This window comes from Nonomuraea sp. NPDC050227 (assembly GCF_044459705.1).
GTDB lineage: Bacteria > Actinomycetota > Actinomycetes > Streptosporangiales > Streptosporangiaceae > Nonomuraea.
Genome location: NZ_JBITJF010000001.1, coordinates 854,943 through 873,236 on the forward strand (window position 1 = coordinate 854,943; position 18,294 = coordinate 873,236).

Here is an 18,294-nt window from a genome sequence, read left to right on the forward strand (position 1 = left end):
GAGCAGACGGGCGCGATGTCCGCGCAGCCGTACGGCGACCCCGCCTCCGGGCCGCAGCCCCAGCGCGGGGCACCCCAGGGGCGCGAGGAGCCGACGCCGCGCGGCCGCTCCCGGGCCCGGCAGGACACGCGTTCGCTGAGCAACCAGGAGACCATGGTCAGCGACGCGCCGCCCAGGCGCTCGCGCCGGGCGAGCGGGCAGGGCGAGCCGCCCGAGCCGCCCGGCCCGCCGGACAGGAAGCGCGGCGGCTGGCGCCGGTTCGTGCCGAGCTGGAAGATCGTCGTGGCCAGCGTGGTCGTGCTGGCGGCCGGCATCTTCGGCATGATCATGGTCGCGTACAACCTCACGCCGGTGCCCGAGGGCACGCAGGCGTCGGCGGTGGCGCAGCAGAGCACGCTCTACTACCGCAACGGCAAGGTCCTCGCCAAGCTCGGCGTGCCCCGGCAGACCGTCACCATCGACAAGATGGCCCAAACCGTCAAGGACGCCACGGTCGCCATCGAGAACAAGACGTTCTACGAGGACTCCGGCGTCTCCCTCTCGGGCATGGCCCGTTCGGTGTGGATGACCGCGACCGGCCAGCAGCTCCAGGGCGCCTCGACCATCACCCAGCAGATGGCCCGCGGCTACTACGACGGCCTCAGCCAGGAGGTCTCCGTCAAGCGCAAGCTCAAGGAGATCTTCGTCGCGGTCAAGCTCAACCAGTCGCTGTCCAAGGAAGAGATCCTCGCCCGCTACCTCAACACCGTGAACTTCGGCCTCGCCTACGGCGTCGAGGCCGCCTCGCAGGCGTACTTCGGCAAGAACGTGCACGCCAAGGACCTGACCCCCGAGCAGGGCGCCTACCTGGCCGCCCGCATCCAGCGCCCGAGCTGGGGCCCCGACGACCCCGGCCTGCGCGATCGGTGGAGCACGACCATCAAGTACATGGCCGAGCAGTGGCCGCAGAAGTACGGCGACCTGCCGGCGAAGGCGAAGTTCCCCAAGGTCTACAAGGGCGAGGTCAAGGAAGTGTACGCGGGCCTGCGCGGCTACATGATCACGCAGGTGCTGGAGGAGCTGAAGCAGCGCAAGCTCACCCCCGACATGGTCAGGAGCGGCGGCTACCAGATCACCTCCACCTTCGACGAGAACCTCATGAAGGCCGCCAAGACGGCCGTCGAGGCCACGACGGCGAACATGTCGAAGGAGTTCCACGCCGGTCTGGCCGCCGTCGACCCGAGGAACGGCCGCGTCCTGGCCTTCTACGGCGGCTCGAACTTCCTCACCGACCCGTTCAACGAGCCCTTCGACGCCCCGAAGCAGGCCGCGTCGGCGTTCAAGCCGTACGTGCTGGCGGCCTGGCTGCAGGCCGGTTACTCGCTCAAGAGCTACGTGCCGGGCAACCAGACCGTGCCGAAGGTCATCCCGGGCGAGCAGAAGGGCGGTTTCCGCAACAGCCACAACGTCGGCCAGGCCGTCGACGTGATCAAGGCCACGGCGCAGTCCGTCAACACCGCGTACGTGTCGATGGCGTACAAGCTGCCCGGGAAGCTCGACGATGTGAAGGAGCTCGTGGAGAGCGCCGGGTTCGACAAGGGGCGCATGGAAGCGGACGTCAAGGACCACCAGTTCCAGTTCGCCATCGGCAGCGCCCTGGTGACGCCGATCGAGCAGGCCGCCGGTTACTCGATCTTCGCCAACGGCGGCAAGTACACCAAGTACCACGTGGTGCAGGACGTCAAGCTCAACGGCCAGGTCGTCTACCCCGAGCAGCGGACCTCGACCAGGGTCATCGACGCGGAGGTGGCCGCCGACGCGACGACCGCCATGCAGGAGGTGCTGAGGAGCGGCACTGCCGCCGGCCAGGGGCTCGGCAACCGGCCCGCGGCCGGCAAGACCGGCACCAACAACAACGAGAAGGAAGCCTGGTTCGTCGGTTACACGCCGCAGATCTCCGCTGCTGTGGGGTTCTACCGCGAGCGGTGCGTGACCAAGACGGGCAAGACCGTCCAGCCTCTGCACTCCAACTGCCCGGAGACTCCCGGCGGCAAGCCGCACAAGAAGTACAACCGGGAACACCCGTACACCACGGCCGCGGAGGCCCCGCTCGGCTTCGAGGGCGCCGGCCCGCCCACCGCGACCTGGCGGCGGTTCATGCTCGCCGCCCACGAGGGCAAGCCGATCGAGCAGTTCCCGCAGAAGGCCGACATCGGCCTGCCGGAGAACATCGTGGAGCGCCCGGTGCCGACGCCGACGCCGACCGCCACGAACCCGTTCGACGACGGCTCGGGCAACCCCTTCGACGACGGCAACCAGAACTGCCAGGTCGCGCCCTGCAACGACGACAGCGGTGACGTCACCGACGACTCCCAGCAGGACACCGGCATCCCCGAGGCCGATGACCACGGCATCCTGAGCGGCGGCGGAGGCGGCAAGGCGCCCGACTCCCGCCCGTTCGGCACATCTCAGATGAACGCCCGACACGAGGAGTGGTGACCACGACCGAGGCACGCGTCCCGCTGGCGGCGCGTGCCGTGCCGTACCTGCCCCTGGGGCTGATCGCCGCCCTGGGGGCCGTCCTCGGCTACGTCGTGCGGCTGCCGTGCCGGACCGGCGGATGGAACGACCAGGTCCAGACGTACACGAACTTCTGTTACACCGACATCTACCCGCTGTACTTCGACCGGCAGCTCGCGACCCAGAACCCGTACTTCGCCGACGTGCCGTTCGACAAGCAGGTCGAGTACCCCGTGGTGCTCGGTGAGGTGATGCAGGTCATCGCCTGGATCTCGCGGAAGCTGGAGCTCGACCAGGTCGCGCAGGCGGTCCGGTTCTACGACCTCACGGTCCTGCTGCTCGGCGTCTGCCTGGTGGCCGGCGTCCTGCTGATGGCGGCGGTGGCCGGGCCCACCCGCCGGTGGGACGCGTTGTGGTACGCGATCTCGCCCGCCGTGATCCTGGCCGCGTACATCAACTGGGACCTGGTCGCCGGCGCGCTGTCGATGGGCATGCTGCTGGCCTGGGCGCGCAGGCGGCAGGTGCTCGCGGGCGTGCTGCTCGGGCTGGCGATCGCGACCAAGTTCTACCCGCTGATGTTCCTCGGCGCGCTGTTCCTGCTGACGTTGCGGACCGCGCGCTGGCGGCCGTTCCTGGTGACAGCGGGGGCGGCCGCGGGGGCCTGGCTCGTTGTGAACGTGCCCTTCATGGTCTTCGCCTGGGACGGCTGGCGCCGGTTCTACGTCTTCTCCCAGGAACGCGGGATCGACTGGGGCTCGCCGTGGCTGTTCTTCCAGCGCAAGGGCTGGGGGGTCCTGGGCGAGGCCGACGTCAGCACGCTCGGCATGGTGACGCTGGCCGCGCTCTGCCTGGGCATCGCCGTGCTCGCGCTCACCGCGCCGCGCCGGCCCCGGCTGGCGCAGCTCTGCTTCCTCGCCCTGGCCGCTTTCATGATGACGAACAAGGTGTGGTCGCCGCAGTTCGTGTTGTGGCTGGTGCCGTTCGCGGTGCTGGCCAGGCCCAGGTGGAAGCCGCTGGCGTTGTGGCAGTTCGCCGAGGTCTGGTACTTCGCGGCGATCTGGCTCTACCTGCTCGCCCAGCCCCCGCTCAGCAGGGACGACCTGGGCATCGGGGACGACACGTACTTCACCGCCGTCTGGGGACGGGTCATCACCATCGGGATCATGATGGCGTTCGTCGTCCGTGACATCCTGCGTCCGGACCGGGACGTGGTGCGCCAGGACGGCGTCGACGACCAGGCGGGCGGGGTGTTCGACCACGCCCCCGACCGGTTCGTGCTGAAGACAAGATGATCACCCGCTCGACCGCTCGGGACGCGCTGCTGCTGTGGCTCGGATCGCGGGCCGGGCTCCTGGTGTCGACGCTGCTCGGCCTGACCCTGGCCGAGTACGCCGGCAAGTGGCGCCAATGGGACGCCGGCCTGTTCGTCACCATCGCCCAGTACGGCTACGACGGCGAACCGGGCAAACCACCCGACGACGGCCTGCCCGCGTTCTTTCCCGGCCTGCCGGTCGTGCTGCGGGCGGTGCATCTCGTGGTGCCCGACTGGGCGATCTGCGGGCTGCTGATCTCGCTGGTCGCCGGGGCGGTGGCCATGGTCGCGCTGGCCCGGCTGGCCGAGTTCGAGGGCGCGACCGGCTGGATGGCGGTGCTGGCGCTGCTGCTGTTCCCGATGGCCGTGTTCCTGGCGGCGGGCTACAGCGAGTCGCTGTTCCTGGCCTTCGCGATCCCCGCCTGGCTGGCCGCCCGGCTCGGACGCTGGCCGCAGGCCGTCCTGCTGGCGGCGGGGGCGTCGTGCGTGCGGATCACCGGCCTGTTCCTGGCGGTCGCGCTGGCGGCGGAGTTCGTCAGGAGCAGGGAGTCGTGGCGGCGGGCCGGCTGGCTGGCGGTGCCGTTCCTTCCGCTGGCGGCGTACTCCTTCTACCACTACCGGCGGTCGGGCGACTGGCTGGCGTGGAAGCACGCGCAGGAGGCCGGCTGGGGACGCGACTTCGTCTGGCCCTGGGAGGCGTGGCGCACGACGTGGAACTCGGCCATGGGCGCCGACGACTTCGCGGTGGCCTTCCGCATGGAGATCGCCGGGGCCGTGCTGGCGGTGGGCGTGCTGGTGTGGCTGCTGGCGCTGCGCAGGTGGAGCGAGGCCGTCTACTGCGGGTTGCAGGCGGCGGCGCTGATGACCTCGGCGTACTACCTGTCGATCCCGCGCTCGCTGCTGCTGTGGTTCCCGCTGTGGGTCCTGGTCGCCAAGGTCGCGACCAGGAAGCCGTGGGTGATCGTGCTGTACGCGGTGATCTGCGGGCCGCTCATGTACCTGAACGCGGCCCGCTTCCTCACGGGCGCCTGGGCGGGCTGAAATCTCTACCCGTTTCTTCGCCTCGGTAATCCAGGGAAGTTATCCACAGGCTGTGTGTTTTCGGCCGGGAGACGTTCAGAGGTTCTTGCGCAGGAACGCGATGTCGTCGGCCTGGCCCTCGCCCGGCGTCTCCACCACGACCGGGGCGCCCGCCGCGCGGCAGACCGCCAGGATCAGCTCCGGGTCGATCTTCCCCTGACCCAGGTTCGCGTGCCGGTCGGCGCCGGAGTCGAAGTCGTCGCGCGAGTCGTTGCAGTGGACGAGGTCGATCCGGCCGGTGATCGCCTTGACCCGCTCGACCAGGTCGACCAGCTCCTCGCCGCCTGCGTGCGCGTGACAGGTGTCGAGGCAGAAGCCCACGTCGAAGCCGTCGAGCGCGTCCCACAGACGGGCGATGCGCTCCAGCTTGCGGGCCATGGCATTGCCGCCGCCCGCGGTGTTCTCGATGAGCACGGGGATCGGGCACTCCATGCGCTCGAACACCTTGCGCCAGTTGTCGAAGCCCACCTGCGGGTCGTCGCTCTTGTTGACGTGGCCGCCGTGCACGACCAGGCCCTTGGCGCCGAGCCCCGCGGCCGCCTTGAGGTGCTGTTCGAGCAGCTTGCGGCTGGGGATCCTGATGCGGTTGTTCGTCGTGGCGACGTTGATCAGGTAGGGGGCGTGGATGTAGACGTCGACGCCCTCGACCGGCTTGTCCGGCAGCACCGGCTTGGCGTAGCCCTGCGGGTCGCCGAGGAAGAACTGCACGACCTCCGCCCCGACCCGTTCGGCGTGAGCGGCGGGATCGTCCTGGTCGACGTGAGCTCCGATACGCACCATGTCAAGGAGCTTATCCGTTTGGCGGAACCGCCTCCGGGAAGACGCCCGGCACCCCCTACCCCCGAGGAGAGCGCACATGACACGCTGGCGGCTGCGGGCGCTGATCTTATTGGTCTACGTGATCGTCGGAATCTACGTCGCCTGGATCTACGACTACATCACCCCGGGTCTCCTCCGGGACGTCGCCGAGGCTCTGCTCGCGGTGTTCCTCTGGTTCCTGGTGCTGCTCGGCATCGACCTGCACATCGGCAGGTGAGTCGCATATGCCCGACGGCCCCGGCGTCACCGGGGCCGTTCGCCGGGCACGAGGCCCGTCAAGGATGCGGCAGGAAGCCGCCGTGGGCGATGCCGAGCACGGCCCCCACGAACGAGGCCACCAGGCCGACGATGTTGACCGAGCGCTGCGGCGTGGTCACCGAGATGTACTGCGAGTAGAGCCCGGTCCCGAAACCGAGCGTGCCGATCCAGGACGAGATCACGTGGGCGGCGGGGAAGAACGCGGCGACGAACGCCACGAGCCCGCACACCAGTGTCGCGATCGCCAGGCCGTTCTCCACCGGGTGAGAGCGTCCGTCGGTGTTGAGCGTGAGCCTGAACCGCTCCCTCTCTGAGGGATGAAGCACATGTGGCACAGCCGCCACCCCCTTGGTTTCCTAGAGGCCTTCCCACCTACTCGTGGCTGGTAACCTGGGCAGCGCTGCGTTGTGATGGGTGACCCATCGCCCCGGGGCGCCGAAATGGGGCGCCGCGGCCTGACGTCAGCGTCCTCCTGTCACGGCAGAGTGTCGTGACCGCAAAAGTCCAGAGGAGGTTGGAGTCCCGCATGCGTCGTTACGAAGTAATGGTCATTCTGGACCCTTCGCTCGATGAGCGCACTGTCGCGCCGTCCCTCGACCAGTTCCTCACCGTGGTCCGCAACGACGGCGGCACCGTGGAGAAGGTCGACGTCTGGGGCCGTCGCCGTCTCGCCTACGACATCGACAAGAAGTCGGAAGGCATCTACGCCGTCATCGACCTGTCCGCGGAGCCCGCGACGGTCAAGGAGCTCGACCGCCAGATGAACCTCAACGAGGGCATTCTGCGCACCAAGGTCCTGCGCCCGGACGTGCACTAGCCACAGGAAAGCCGCGAAGCGGGCCGTCCCTCCGGGAGGCGGCTCAACGAGCGGGTTTCTTGTTGACGACCACCGGCTTTTTGTCGGAGAGCACCCGTACTCTGAGCCGTAACCCAAGCGAAGGCGTGCAGGAAGGCGAGCGCTAGCCATGGCAGCAGGCGACACCGTAATCACCATCGTCGGCAATCTTGTCGACGACCCGGAGCTGCGCTTCACCCCGACGGGTCAAGCGGTGGCTCGATTCCGCATCGCGTCCACTCCGCGGTTCATGGATCGCCAGACCAACGAGTGGAAGGATGGCGAAAGCCTCTTCCTGACCTGCAACGTGTGGCGGCAGGCGGCGGAGAACGCCGCCGAGAGCCTCCAGCGCGGCATGCGGGTCATCGTGCAGGGGCGGCTCAAGCAACGGTCTTACGAGACCAAGGAAGGCGAGAAGCGCACGGTCTATGAGGTCGAGGTCGACGAGGTCGGCCCGTCCCTGCGCAACGCCACGGCCAAGGTCAACCGCACCACCCGCCAGGGTGGCGGCGGTGGCGGCGGCTTCGGCGGCGGTCCCGCCGACGACCCGTGGGCCTCTGCCTCGCCCGCCCCGCCCCAGGGCGGCGGCTACCAGGGCGGTGGCGGCGGCTTCGGCGGCGGCGGTGGCGGCAACCAGGGCGGCGGCTTCGGCGGCGGCAACGACTTCAGCGACGAACCGCCTTTCTAACACCTGTCCATAAGCCCGAGTCCATTCCCGCCCGAAAGGCGGGGCTCTGAGAGGAGCACCACGATGGCTAAGCCGGCACTGCGCAAGCCCAAGAAGAAGGTTTGCCTGTTCTGCCACGACAAGATCTCATACGTCGACTACAAGGACACGGCGCTGCTGCGGAAGTTCATCTCCGACCGCGGCAAGATCCGTGCGCGCCGGGTGACGGGCAACTGCACCCAGCACCAGCGCGACGTGGCGACCGCGATCAAGAACGCCCGTGAGGTGGCTCTGCTGCCTTACACGAGCACCGCGCGCTAAGGAGGTCTGTCGACATGAAGCTCATCCTCACCAACGAGGTCTCCGGCCTCGGCGCCCCTGGCGACGTCGTCGAGGTCAAGGACGGCTACGGCCGTAACTACCTCATCCCGCGCGGCTACGCCATGCGCTGGACGCGTGGCGCCGAGCGCCAGATCGAGACCATCAAGAAGGCTCGCGACGCTCGCGAGATCCGCGACCTCGGCACCGCCAAGGAGGTCGCTGGCCAGCTCGGCGCCCTGCGCGTGCGGCTGTCCACTCGCGCGGGCGAGTCGGGCCGGCTGTTCGGCTCGATCACCACGGGCGACATCGCCGACGCCGTCAAGGCGGCCGGTGGCCCGATCCTCGACCGCCGTCGCATCGAGATCCGCAACCCGATCAAGAGCGTCGGGTCGCACAAGATCACCGTCAAGCTCCACCCCGAGGTGTCGGCGTCCGTCGACGTCGACGTCGTGGCCGGCTGACGACTGCTGATCAAGCCCCTCTCCGTCAGGAGGGGGGCTTTTTCGCGTTCCGGGGGCCGGCTGCCACGGTGGCGCGTTCCCCTGCGGGACCGGCTGCCCTGGTGACCTGCGCACTTAATTCCTATCGGGGCCGCGTAGAATGCCTGCGTTCTTTGTGTGTGTTTCCCCCTGGAGGCTCTGCCATGGCCCGTTCCACGATGCTGCTTGCGATCGGTGTGCTCGCGGTAGGGGCCGTCGCATGTGCCCCTGCCGACCAACCGGCCGCCACGGCGACCGGTTCCGCCCCGACCGGCTCCGCGGCGGCCGACGCCTGCGCCAAGGACCAGCTCAAGCTCGTCAACGGCGGCAAGCTGACCGTCGGCACCGACAAGCCGGCCTACGAGCCGTGGTTCAAGGACGACGACCCCAGCAACGGCCAGGGGTTCGAGAGCGCGGTGGCGTTCGCGGTGGCCGGTGAGCTCGGCTTCGACCGGACCGAGGTGGAGTGGAGCACGGTCAAGTTCGACTCCGCGTTCGCGCCCGGCGCCAAGCAGTTCGACTTCGACGTCAACCAGGTCTCGATCAACCCCGACCGTGCCAAGGCGGTCGACTTCAGCAAGGGCTACTACACGGTCAAGCAGGCCGTCGTGGCGATCAAGGGCAGCAAGTTCGCCGAGGCCAAGAGCGTGGCCGAGCTCAAGGACGCCAAGTTCGGCGTCCAGGTGGGCACCACGTCGCTGGCCGGCGTCAAGGACGTGATCAAGCCGTCCGCCGAGCCCAACGTCTACAACGACCAGGTCGACGCCGTGAACGCGCTGAAGAACAAGCAGGTGGACGCGATCGTCGTCGACGTGCCCACCGCGTTCTACGTGACGGCCGCCCAGGTGGAGAACTCCAAGATCGTCGGCCAGTTCAGCTCGACCGGCGGCACGCCGGAGGAGTTCGGGCTGGTCATGGAGAAGGGCAGCGCGCTCAAGCCCTGCGTCGACAAGGCCGTCGACTCGTTGAAGTCGAAGGGTGAGCTGGCGAAGATCGAGCAGGAGTGGCTGGGCTCGGCGGCGGGCGCGCCCGAACTGTCGTGAGCCCGACCAGTAAGCCCGTGAGCGAGCACGTCCCCTCGCAACGTCAGCTTGAGCGCGAGCGCGTCCGCAGGTCGCGGGCGCGCCGCTCGGCCTCGATCGCGACGGCCTCGACGATCGTGTTCATCGTCCTGGTCGTCGTCCTGGTCACGAACTCGCCCGGCTGGCCCCGGGTCCAGGAGGCGTTCTTCTCTCCCGAGTGGTTCGTCGCCGCGCTGCCCAAGGTGCTGGAAGGGTTCCTGCTCAACGTCAAGATGTTCCTGATCGCCGAGCCGCTGATCCTGATCATCGGGCTGCTGGTGGCGCTGGCCAGGGGCATCACCGCGCCCGCGTTCTTCCCGATCAGGGCCCTGGCCACGCTCTACACCGACGTCTTCCGCGGCGTGCCGACGATCCTGGTCATCTACCTCGTCGGGTTCGGGCTGCCCGCGCTGCGGTTGCAGGGCATCCCGACCGATCTGGCGACGCTGGGCGTGATCGCGCTGACGCTGTCGTACGGCGCGTACGTGGCCGAGGTGTTCCGCTCCGGCATCGAGTCGGTGCATCCGAGCCAGATCGCCGCCGCCCGCTCGCTGGGCCTGAGCCACTTCAAGGCCATGCGCTTCGTGGTGCTTCCGCAGGCCACCCGCCGGGTAGTGCCGCCGCTGCTCAACGACTTCGTCTCGCTGCAGAAGGACACCGCGCTGGTGGCCACCATCGGGCCGCTGGAGGCGCTCAGGCAGGCCCAGATCATCGCCACCAGCAAGTTCAACTACACCCCCTACCTGGTCGCCTCGCTGGTGTTCATCCTGCTCACGATCCCGATGGCCAGGTTCACCGACCATCTGGCCGCCCGTACGCGCAGGAGGCGGGGCGCATGAGCCTGCTGACCATCGAAGGGGTGTGGAAGAACTTCCACGGCCACAGCGTGCTGCGCGGGATCGACCTGGAGGTGCAGCCGCACGAGGTCGTCAGCCTGATCGGCGCGTCCGGGTCGGGCAAGTCCACCCTCCTGCGCTGCGTGAACCTGCTGGAGACCGTGGACGACGGCGCCATCCACCTCGACGGCCAGGAGATCACCGACCCCCGCGTGGACGTCGACGACGTGCGCAAGCGGCTCGGCATCGTCTTCCAGGCGTTCAACCTGTTCCCGCACATGAGCGTGCTCGACAACATCACGCTCGCGCCCCGGCGGGTGCTCAGGACGTCCAAGGAACAGGCCGAGGAGCAGGCGCACGAGCTGCTGGCCAGGTTCGGGCTGGCGGCCAAGGCCGGCGCGTACCCCGACCAGCTGTCGGGCGGGCAGCAGCAGCGGGTGGCGGTCATCCGGGCGCTGGCCATGCAGCCCAGGCTGATGCTGCTCGACGAGGTCACCTCGGCGCTCGACCCCCAGCTGGTGGTGGAGGTGCTGGGGATCGTCAGGGAGCTCAAGGAGGCGGGGATGACGATGATCCTCACGACCCACGAGATGAGCTTCTGCCGCGACATCTCCGACACCGTGTGCTTCCTCGACGGCGGGGTGCTGGTGGAGAAGGGTCCGCCGGAGAAGATCTTCGCCGCGCCGGAGCAGCCGCGGACCAGGGAGTTCCTGCGCAGCGTGCTCGAATCCGGACGCCTCTAGCGGCGGTGGCGGCCCCGGCCGGGTTCGGCCGGGGCCTCCCGCGGGGCGGCCAGCAGGCTGTTGCGGCGGCCGTACAGCAGGTAGACCAGCAGGCCGAAGGCCATCCACAGGACGAACCACGCCCAGGTGAGCAGGCGCAGGTTGAGCATCAGCCACAGCGTGGCGACCAGCGAGAGCGCGGGCAGCAGCGGCGAGAGCGGCACGCGGAAGCCGCGTTCCAGGTGCGGCATGCGCCGCCGCATCACGATCACGCCCGCCGCCACGAACAGGAACGCGAACAACGTCCCGATGACGACCAGTTCCTGCATGGTGAGCACCGGGACGAACTCGGCCAGCACGATCGCGATGAACCCGATCACCAGCGTCACCCGCGACGGCGTGTGGTACCTGCGGCTGACCGTGGCCAGGCCGCGCGGGATCAGCCCGTCGCGGGCCATCGAGAACAGCACCCGGGTCTGACCCACGATCAGCACCAGGATCACGGTGGTCAGCCCGAGCACCGCCCCCGCGTCGATGACGTGCACCATCCAGTCCACGCCCACGGCCCGGAACGCGCTGGACAGCGGCGCGTCCCCGCTGATCTTCGTGTACGACACCATGCCCACCATGACCAGCGCGACCGCCAGATAGATGACCGTGGCGATCACCAGGCTGCGGATCATGCCCTTGGGCACGGACTTCGGCGCGTTGACGCTCTCCTCGGCCGAGGTCGCGACGATGTCGAAGCCGATGTAGGCGAACGCGATCGCCGAGGCCGCGGCGAAGACCCCGAACCAGCCGAAGGCCATGCCGTGCCCGGCGAAGAGCTCGATCACGGTCTGCGGGCGGACGGGCAGGGCCCTGGGCTCGACGTAGAAGTCGCCGTAGTTGGCCACGTCGATGTGGGTCAGGCCCACGACGATGACCGCGCCGATGGCCAGCAGCTTGGCCGACACCATGATCCACAGCGCCCGGAGCCCCACCCGCGCGCCGAGGGCCACGATGCCCGTCAGCAGCACCAGGATGACCAGGACGAGCACGTCGTCCACGCCTTGCGGCACTCGTACGCCGAAGTCGGCGACCGCCTTGACCGCGATGGACGCCCACGCCCTGGCCACCACCGCGGCGGCGAACTGCAGCTCCAGGATCAGCGCCCAGCCGATGATCCAGGCCCAGACCTCGCCGAAGATGACGTACGTGAAGGTGTAGGCGCTGCCCGACGTCGGCATCGTGGACGACAGCTCGGCGTAGCACAGGCAGGCGAGCAGGCACGCGATACCGGCGATCATGAACGAGAGGATCACGCCGGGACCGGCCATGGTGTGGGCCTGCTCGCCGGCGATGCTGAAGATGCCGGCGCCGATGATCACACCGAGACCGAGAACGACGAGGTCGGCCGGGCGGTAGACCTCGGACAGGCTGTGCCGGGCGCCGGTGCGTAACCCGGTCGCCTCTGACGGTGGCAGTCGTCGAAGAATCGTGGACACGGAACACCCCGCTCAGGGAACTCGCCCACTCTGTCTCACCACTTGGACAACGGCAAGCACAGGACGATTACGGTGACCCGGCGTCCAAACGTCCGAAGCGGTAATGCGGCTGGTCGGATCGGCTACGCGCCGGTCACCAGCCAGGCCGTGCCGGCCGCGCGCCGCCCGAGGGTGATCAACCGGGCGATCATCCACACCCCGAGCGCGCACCAGAGCGCGACCACGCCGAACCTGGCGGCCAGGAACGCCGCCGGCAGGTACGCCAGCGTCGTCCACACCCCGGCCCAGGCCAGGTAGCGCTGGTCGCCCGCGCCGATGAGCACGCCGTCGAGCACGAACACCACCCCGCAGATCGGCTGGAACAGCGCGACCGGCCACAACACGGCCAGCAGCTCGCCGGTCACGGCCGGGTCGGCGCCGAACAGGCCGGGCAGCAGCGGCCTGGCCGCCACGACCACCACGCCGAGCGCCAGGCCCGACCACAGGCCCCACTGCATCATCCGCCTGGTCGCGGCCCTGGTGGCGACCGTGTCACCGGCGCCCAGCGAGCGTCCGGTGATGGCCTGGCCGGCGATCGCGATCGCGTCCAGGGCGAAGGCCATCAGGTTCCACACCTGGCCGGCGATGGCGTACGCGGCCAGTTCGGCCTGGCCCATCCTGGTGGCGACCACCGTGCCCACGATGAGCACGATCCGCAGGCACACCGTACGGATGAGCAGGGCGAAACCGGCCGTACCGGCCTGCCGGACGCCCGCCAGGTCGGGCATGAGCGGCGTGCCGAGCCGTCGCGCGCCCCGGACCACCACGACCAGGTAGACGGCCGCGCCCAGCGTCTGGGCCAGCGTGGTGCCCCAGGCGGACCCGGCGATGCCCCAATCCAGCCCGAGCACGAACCAGGCGTTCAGCGCCGCGTTCAGCGCGAACGAGCCCACGGCCACCACCAGCGGCGTGACGGTGTCCTGAAGGCCGCGCAGCACCCCGGTGCCGGCCAGCACGACCAGCATGCCGGGCGCGCCGAGCAGGCTGATCCGCAGGTACGTCACGGCCAGCGCGGCCTGGTCGGGACCGGCGCCGAACAGGTCCACCATGGCCGGCGCGAGCGGCCAGCCCAGGGCGATGAGCGCGACGCCGATGGCCAGGGCGAGCCAGATGCCGTCCACGCCGTTGCGCATGGCCCGCCCGTGGTTGCCGGCGCCGCTCTGCCGCGCCACGGACGCCGTCGTGCCGTACGCCAGGAAGACGCAGAGGTTCACCAGCGTCGCCAGGACGGCCCCCGCCACGCCCAGCGCGCCCACCGCCGTGGTGCCGAGGCCGTGGCCGACGATGGCGTAGTCGGCGAGCAGGAAGAGCGGCTCGGCGACCAGCGCGCCGAACGCGGGCAGCGCGAGCCGCAGAATCTCCCGGTCTCGGGGTGTAATGGGCATTTGTCTATTATGGCCATTACACGGCGTGTCGGGCCAACTTTCTTTCCTCCACAGTCGGTGGACACTGTTTGCCCAGGTCAGACGATGATCGGTGCATATCCGAAAGAGTTATCCCCAGGCTCGTCCACAGAGCTTTCACACCCTGGGCGCGATAGTGCACAGCTCACCCACAGGGTTGTCCACAGGCCGCGTTGCCCTCACGCGCCGAACGAGCGAAACTGTCACACCGGTCGGCTACAAGTGGGGGTGGTGCGACCGCCTGCGAGGTTGTTCGAGGGGGCGCGGTGAGCATTGACGAAGAGGGCGGCGGAGGCCCCGGTTTCGAGCGCACCCCGCCGCACAACATCGAGGCCGAGCAGTCGGTGCTCGGCGGCATGCTGCTGTCGAAGGACGCCATCGCCGACGTCGTCGAGATCCTGCGGTCCGACGACTTCTACCGGCCCGCCCACCAGATGGTCTACGACGTCATCACCGACCTCTACGGCCGCGGCGAGCCCGCCGACGCCGTCACCGTCTTCGACGAGCTGCAGAAACGCGGCGAGATGGCCCGGGTGGGCGGCGCCGCCTACCTGCACACGCTCACGGCGGTCGTCCCCACGGCCGCCAACGCCGGCTACTACGCCAAGATCGTGCGCGAGCAGGCGATCCTGCGCCGCCTCATCGAGGCCGGCACCCGCATCGTCTCCTTCGGCTACGGCGGCCAGAACGAGGAGGTCGACGACCTCGTCGACCGCGCCCAGGCGGAGATCTACAAGGTCACCGAGCGCCGCACGTCGGAGGACTACGCGCCGCTGGCCGACATCATGCCGGGCGCCCTCGACGAGCTGGAGGCCATCGGCAGCCGCGGCGGCCAGATGGTCGGCGTCCCGACCGGCTTCCAGGACCTCGACCAGCTCACCAACGGCCTCCACCCAGGCCAGATGATCGTCGTGGCCGCCCGCCCGGCCATCGGCAAGGCGCTGGCCCTGGACACCCCGCTGCCCACGCCGACCGGCTGGACGACGATGGGCGAGGTCGAGGTCGGCGATGAGCTGATCGGAGCCGACGGCAGGCCGACCAGGGTGGTCGCGGCGACCGACGTGATGCACGACAGGCCGTGTTACGAGGTGGAGTTCAGCGACGGCACGGTGATCGTCGCGGACGCCCAGCACCAGTGGCGTACGTCCACGCGCGCGGCCAGGAAGGCGGCCGGCACGCTGCCGTCCTTCCACTGGACGGCGGAGGCGGTCCGGCGGGTCGAAGAGGCCCGCGACGCGGCGTCCGCACATCCGGACAGGCTGGTGACGCATCGCGAGGCCCTTGAGACCGTGGGGGAGGAGTTCCGCAACGTCCTCCACACCGTCCAGCGTCAGGTGGGCCCCATGGAGAAGGTTCTCACCGCCGTGGGCGGCCCGATCAGGAGCTACTCCTGGCATGCCCCCGCCTACCGGGCGGGCGAGCTCCACAGCGCTCTGCACACGCGGATCACCACGCCGAAGAACGCCGCCACCACCGCGGAGCACCAGCACGTCGTGACGACGGAGGAGATCGCCGCCACCCTCCGCTGCGCGACCGCCGACCGGCGGCCCAACCACGCGGTGGCGGTGGCCGCGCCGTTCGCGCTGGAGGAGCGCGAGCTTCCGCTGTCCCCGTACGTGCTCGGCGTGTGGCTGGGCGACGGCCACAGCGCGGCCGCGCGGTTCTCGACCATCGACCCGGAGATCATCGAGAACATCGAAGCCGAGGGCGTCCGGGTCACCCGCGTGGGCTCCTCGATCTCCTACCAGCTGACCCTTCCGGAGCCGCCGCCGTCCCGGCGGACATGCGTGGTGTGCGGCGCCGGGTTCGTGCCCAAGACCTCGCAGGTCCGCACTTGTGGAAGGAACTGCGGAGCGAGGGCCCGTTCGCTCTCCGAGCCGGTTGCCGCGCCCACGTGTCCCGACTGCGGCGGCCGCTCAAGCGGGCTGCGGCGGTGTCAGGCCTGCCATCTCGAACACGGCACCGTCCAGGGCATCCTTCGTACTCTGGGCGTTCTCGGCGACAAGCGCATCCCCGCGAGCTACCTGCGGGCCTCCGAGGGGCAGCGACGAGCCCTGCTGGCCGGACTGCTCGACTCCGACGGTTACGTCAGCGCCGCGGGGCAGATCCAGTTCGCCGTCACCAGCAAGAGTCTCGCCGCCGACGTGCACGAGCTGGTGCTGAGCCTCGGCTACAAGGCGACCATGCGTACCAAGCCGGTCAGAGGCAGGTCCGAGGAGAGCTCGACCTGCTACATGATCAATTTCACGACCTCCGACAAGCTCTTCCGGCTGCCGAGGAAGGCGGCCAGGCAGGTCGACGCCACCCATCCCAAGACTCTGGTCCGCTACATCGTCGATGTGCGGAAGATCGAGAGCCGTCCGGTGCGCTGCGTCGAGGTCGACAACGCGGATCACATGTACCTGGCCGGCCGGGCCTGCATTCCCACCCACAACAGCACGTTGGGCCTCGACTTCGCACGTTCTGCGGCGATCAAGCATGGGATGACCACCGTCATCTTCTCGCTGGAGATGTCCCGTAACGAGATCACCATGCGTCTGCTGTCCGCCGAGGCCAGGGTCGCCCTGCACGCGATGCGCTCGGGCATGATGGGCGACGACGACTGGACCCGCCTCGCGCGCAGGATGAGCGAGGTGGCCGAGGCGCCGCTGTTCATCGACGACTCGCCCAACATGTCGATGATGGAGATCCGGGCCAAGTGCCGGCGCCTCAAACAGCGCAACGACCTGCGGTTCGTGGTCATCGACTACCTCCAGCTCATGAGCTCGCCGAAGAAGACCGAGAGCCGCCAGAACGAGGTCTCGGAGATCTCCCGTGCGATCAAGCTGCTGGCCAAGGAGCTGGAGGTGCCGGTCATCGCGATCTCCCAGCTCAACCGAGGCCCTGAGCAGCGCACGGACAAGCGCCCGGCGGTCAGCGACCTTCGCGAGTCGGGCTGCCTGACCGCCGCCACCCGCGTCATGCGCGCCGACACCGGCGCCGAGGTGTCGATCGGCGAACTGCTGGAGAGCGGCGCGCGCGACATCCCGGTGTGGTCGCTCGACGAACGGCTGCGGCTCGTGCCGCGCACGATGACACACGCCTTCCCGAGCGGGGTCAAGGAGGTCTTCCGCCTGCGTCTGCGCTCCGGACGTGAGATCGAGGCCACCGCGAACCACCCCTTCCTGACCTACGACGGCTGGCGGCCGCTGGGTGAGCTGACCACCGGGTCCCGGCTGGCGGTCCCACGCCACGTTCCGGCCCCGCAGGGCCTCCAGGAGTGGCCGGAGGCGGAGATCGTGCTGCTCGCGCACATGATCGGCGACGGCTCCTTCGTCAAGCGTCAGCCGATCCGCTACGCGAGCACGGACGAGGCCTGCCTGACAGCGGTGACGCGGGCGGCCGAGCACTTCGGGATCAGTGCCGTCCGCGATGAGTACGTTGCCGCACGGGTCACCACCTTGAGGTTGCCGGCTCCCCACCGGCTGACTCACGGCAGGCGCAACCCCGTCGCCGCCTGGCTGGACGGCTTGGGGCTCTTCGGGTTGCGGAGCCATGAGAAGTTCGTCCCTGATGGAGTCTTCTCCCTGTCCAAGAAGCAGATCGCGCTGTTCCTGCGGCACCTGTGGGCCACCGATGGCTGTGTGTGGTGGGACGCGAAGAGCGGTCAGTCGAGGATCTACTACGCCTCGACGAGCCGCAGGCTGGTCGACGACGTGGCTCGGCTGCTCCTCCGGTTCAACGTGATGACCCGCGTGAAGGAGGTGCCAAAGGACGGCCACAGGCCCGGATACCAGTTGGTCGTCTACGGTGCCGAGAACCAGCTGCGGTTCCTGGACGAGGTGGGCGTGCACGGCGAGCGGTCGGCGCAGGCGGATGCGTCCGCGGGCCGGCTGCGGGAGATCAAGGGCAACACCAATCTGGACACGGTTCCCCGCGAGATCTGGGACCGCGTGCGCGGCGTGCTGTCGGAGCGCGGCATGACTCACCGGGAGTTCTCCGCCCGGCTCGGCACCCAGTTCTGCGGCAGCACGTTGTGGAAGCACGCGCCGAGCCGGGAACGTCTGGGCAAGGTGGCTTCGATCCTCGACGACGCCGACATGGAGATGCTGGCGACGAACGACGTGTTCTGGGACGAGGTCGCATCGATCGAGAGCCTGGGCGATCAGCCGGTGTTCGACGCCACGGTCCTCGGCACCCACAACTTCGTCGCCAACGGCATCGCGGTGCACAACAGCATCGAACAGGACGCCGACATGGTCATCCTGTTGCACCGCGAGGACGCCTATGAGCGGGAGTCCCCCCGGGCCGGTGAGGCCGACCTGATCGTGGCCAAGCACCGTAACGGCCCCACCGCCACGGTGACCGTGGCCTTCCAGGGTCACTACAGCCGTTTCGTGGACATGGCCCAGCACTAAGACGTGAAAGCCCGGTCAAGGTGTGACAAACCAGACAGCGCGGAAGGGATGGCGATCGATCATCGGGGCGCTTTACCCG

At 69.0% G+C, this 18,294-nt stretch carries 16 protein-coding genes; 12 read left to right on the forward strand and 4 right to left on the reverse strand.

From position 1 onward, the window contains the following. The first annotated feature begins 15 nt into the window (after positions 1–15). From ACIBK9_RS04620 to ACIBK9_RS04630, 3 genes are read left to right on the forward strand one after another with little or no spacing between them, the layout of a single operon-like run. A complete protein-coding gene (locus ACIBK9_RS04620; RefSeq protein WP_397155138.1) occupies positions 16–2,478 on the forward strand; it encodes a transglycosylase domain-containing protein in 2,463 nt (820 codons plus the stop codon). Continuing rightward, positions 2,475–3,791: a glycosyltransferase family 87 protein gene (locus ACIBK9_RS04625; RefSeq protein WP_397155140.1), complete on the forward strand. Its 1,317-nt coding sequence runs from the start codon at positions 2,475–2,477 to the stop codon at positions 3,789–3,791. The genes ACIBK9_RS04620 and ACIBK9_RS04625 overlap by 4 nt, the downstream gene beginning before the upstream one ends. Beyond that, positions 3,788–4,852: a mannosyltransferase family protein gene (locus ACIBK9_RS04630; RefSeq protein ID WP_397155142.1), complete on the forward strand. Its 1,065-nt coding sequence runs from the start codon at positions 3,788–3,790 to the stop codon at positions 4,850–4,852. The genes ACIBK9_RS04625 and ACIBK9_RS04630 overlap by 4 nt, the downstream gene beginning before the upstream one ends. Positions 4,853–4,927: 75 nt before the next feature. Here ACIBK9_RS04630 and ACIBK9_RS04635 read toward each other — a convergent pair whose 3' ends face one another. Beyond that, complete coding sequence (locus ACIBK9_RS04635; RefSeq protein WP_357973988.1) at positions 4,928–5,671, reverse strand: deoxyribonuclease IV; 744 nt, start codon at positions 5,669–5,671, stop codon at positions 4,928–4,930. A gap of 76 nt (positions 5,672–5,747) precedes the next feature. Here ACIBK9_RS04635 and ACIBK9_RS04640 point away from each other — a divergent pair, with 76 nt between their 5' ends. Next, positions 5,748–5,927 carry a hypothetical protein gene (locus tag ACIBK9_RS04640; protein ID WP_357973985.1) on the forward strand — a complete coding sequence of 60 codons (180 nt, stop codon included), beginning with the start codon at positions 5,748–5,750 and terminating at the stop codon, positions 5,925–5,927. A gap of 58 nt (positions 5,928–5,985) precedes the next feature. Here ACIBK9_RS04640 and ACIBK9_RS04645 read toward each other — a convergent pair whose 3' ends face one another. Further along, on the reverse strand, positions 5,986–6,228 hold the full coding sequence (locus tag ACIBK9_RS04645) for a hypothetical protein (RefSeq protein ID WP_358291234.1): 243 nt from the start codon (positions 6,226–6,228) through the stop codon (positions 5,986–5,988). A 266-nt stretch (positions 6,229–6,494) separates the two neighbouring features. Here ACIBK9_RS04645 and rpsF point away from each other — a divergent pair, with 266 nt between their 5' ends. The 7 genes from rpsF to ACIBK9_RS04680 all read left to right on the forward strand — a co-directional run bounded on the left by rpsF (position 6,495) and on the right by ACIBK9_RS04680 (position 10,910). Next, positions 6,495–6,785: a 30S ribosomal protein S6 gene (gene rpsF, locus ACIBK9_RS04650; RefSeq protein WP_026214314.1), complete on the forward strand. Its 291-nt coding sequence runs from the start codon at positions 6,495–6,497 to the stop codon at positions 6,783–6,785. A gap of 148 nt (positions 6,786–6,933) precedes the next feature. Further along, positions 6,934–7,491: a single-stranded DNA-binding protein gene (locus tag ACIBK9_RS04655; RefSeq protein WP_352322941.1), complete on the forward strand. Its 558-nt coding sequence runs from the start codon at positions 6,934–6,936 to the stop codon at positions 7,489–7,491. 63 nt (positions 7,492–7,554) lie between these two features. After that, on the forward strand, positions 7,555–7,791 hold the full coding sequence (rpsR, locus tag ACIBK9_RS04660) for a 30S ribosomal protein S18 (protein WP_020543048.1): 237 nt from the start codon (positions 7,555–7,557) through the stop codon (positions 7,789–7,791). A gap of 14 nt (positions 7,792–7,805) precedes the next feature. Continuing rightward, complete coding sequence (rplI, locus tag ACIBK9_RS04665) at positions 7,806–8,252, forward strand: 50S ribosomal protein L9 (RefSeq protein WP_352322940.1); 447 nt, start codon at positions 7,806–7,808, stop codon at positions 8,250–8,252. A gap of 182 nt (positions 8,253–8,434) precedes the next feature. Beyond that, positions 8,435–9,313: an ABC transporter substrate-binding protein gene (locus ACIBK9_RS04670; protein WP_397155145.1), complete on the forward strand. Its 879-nt coding sequence runs from the start codon at positions 8,435–8,437 to the stop codon at positions 9,311–9,313. A gap of 17 nt (positions 9,314–9,330) precedes the next feature. Beyond that, positions 9,331–10,170, forward strand: a complete 840-nt coding sequence (locus tag ACIBK9_RS04675) for an amino acid ABC transporter permease (RefSeq protein ID WP_397155147.1) — start codon at positions 9,331–9,333, stop codon at positions 10,168–10,170. Next, entirely contained in the window at positions 10,167–10,910 is a 744-nt protein-coding gene (locus ACIBK9_RS04680) for an amino acid ABC transporter ATP-binding protein (RefSeq protein WP_397155149.1), read from the forward strand. The genes ACIBK9_RS04675 and ACIBK9_RS04680 overlap by 4 nt, the downstream gene beginning before the upstream one ends. Here ACIBK9_RS04680 and ACIBK9_RS04685 read toward each other — a convergent pair. Both ACIBK9_RS04685 and ACIBK9_RS04690 read right to left on the reverse strand, forming a co-directional pair. Next, positions 10,907–12,376 carry an APC family permease gene (locus ACIBK9_RS04685; RefSeq protein WP_397155151.1) on the reverse strand — a complete coding sequence of 490 codons (1,470 nt, stop codon included), beginning with the start codon at positions 12,374–12,376 and terminating at the stop codon, positions 10,907–10,909. The two genes, ACIBK9_RS04680 and ACIBK9_RS04685, sit on opposite strands and share 4 nt — an antisense overlap. A 122-nt stretch (positions 12,377–12,498) precedes the next feature. Beyond that, positions 12,499–13,800, reverse strand: a complete 1,302-nt coding sequence (locus tag ACIBK9_RS04690) for an MATE family efflux transporter (protein ID WP_397155153.1) — start codon at positions 13,798–13,800, stop codon at positions 12,499–12,501. A 284-nt stretch (positions 13,801–14,084) separates the two neighbouring features. Between ACIBK9_RS04690 and ACIBK9_RS04695 the strand changes: the two genes are divergently transcribed. Next, positions 14,085–18,215 carry a replicative DNA helicase gene (locus ACIBK9_RS04695; RefSeq protein ID WP_397155155.1) on the forward strand — a complete coding sequence of 1,377 codons (4,131 nt, stop codon included), beginning with the start codon at positions 14,085–14,087 and terminating at the stop codon, positions 18,213–18,215. Positions 18,216–18,294: the final 79 nt, after the last annotated feature.

What these genes read in the sequence shown, in the direction of transcription:
- ACIBK9_RS04620 (WP_397155138.1), top strand. Translation starts at nt 16, where the DNA reads ATGTCCGCGCAGCCGTACGGCGACCCCGCCTCCGGGCCGCAGCCCCAG.
- ACIBK9_RS04630 (WP_397155142.1), top strand. Translation starts at nt 3,788, where the DNA reads ATGATCACCCGCTCGACCGCTCGGGACGCGCTGCTGCTGTGGCTCGGA.
- ACIBK9_RS04635 (WP_357973988.1), bottom strand. Translation starts at nt 5,671, where the DNA reads ATGGTGCGTATCGGAGCTCACGTCGACCAGGACGATCCCGCCGCTCAC.
- ACIBK9_RS04640 (WP_357973985.1), top strand. Translation starts at nt 5,748, where the DNA reads ATGACACGCTGGCGGCTGCGGGCGCTGATCTTATTGGTCTACGTGATC.
- rpsF (WP_026214314.1), top strand. Translation starts at nt 6,495, where the DNA reads ATGCGTCGTTACGAAGTAATGGTCATTCTGGACCCTTCGCTCGATGAG.
- ACIBK9_RS04655 (WP_352322941.1), top strand. Translation starts at nt 6,934, where the DNA reads ATGGCAGCAGGCGACACCGTAATCACCATCGTCGGCAATCTTGTCGAC.
- rpsR (WP_020543048.1), top strand. Translation starts at nt 7,555, where the DNA reads ATGGCTAAGCCGGCACTGCGCAAGCCCAAGAAGAAGGTTTGCCTGTTC.
- rplI (WP_352322940.1), top strand. Translation starts at nt 7,806, where the DNA reads ATGAAGCTCATCCTCACCAACGAGGTCTCCGGCCTCGGCGCCCCTGGC.
- ACIBK9_RS04670 (WP_397155145.1), top strand. Translation starts at nt 8,435, where the DNA reads ATGGCCCGTTCCACGATGCTGCTTGCGATCGGTGTGCTCGCGGTAGGG.
- ACIBK9_RS04680 (WP_397155149.1), top strand. Translation starts at nt 10,167, where the DNA reads ATGAGCCTGCTGACCATCGAAGGGGTGTGGAAGAACTTCCACGGCCAC.
- ACIBK9_RS04690 (WP_397155153.1), bottom strand. Translation starts at nt 13,800, where the DNA reads ATGCCCATTACACCCCGAGACCGGGAGATTCTGCGGCTCGCGCTGCCC.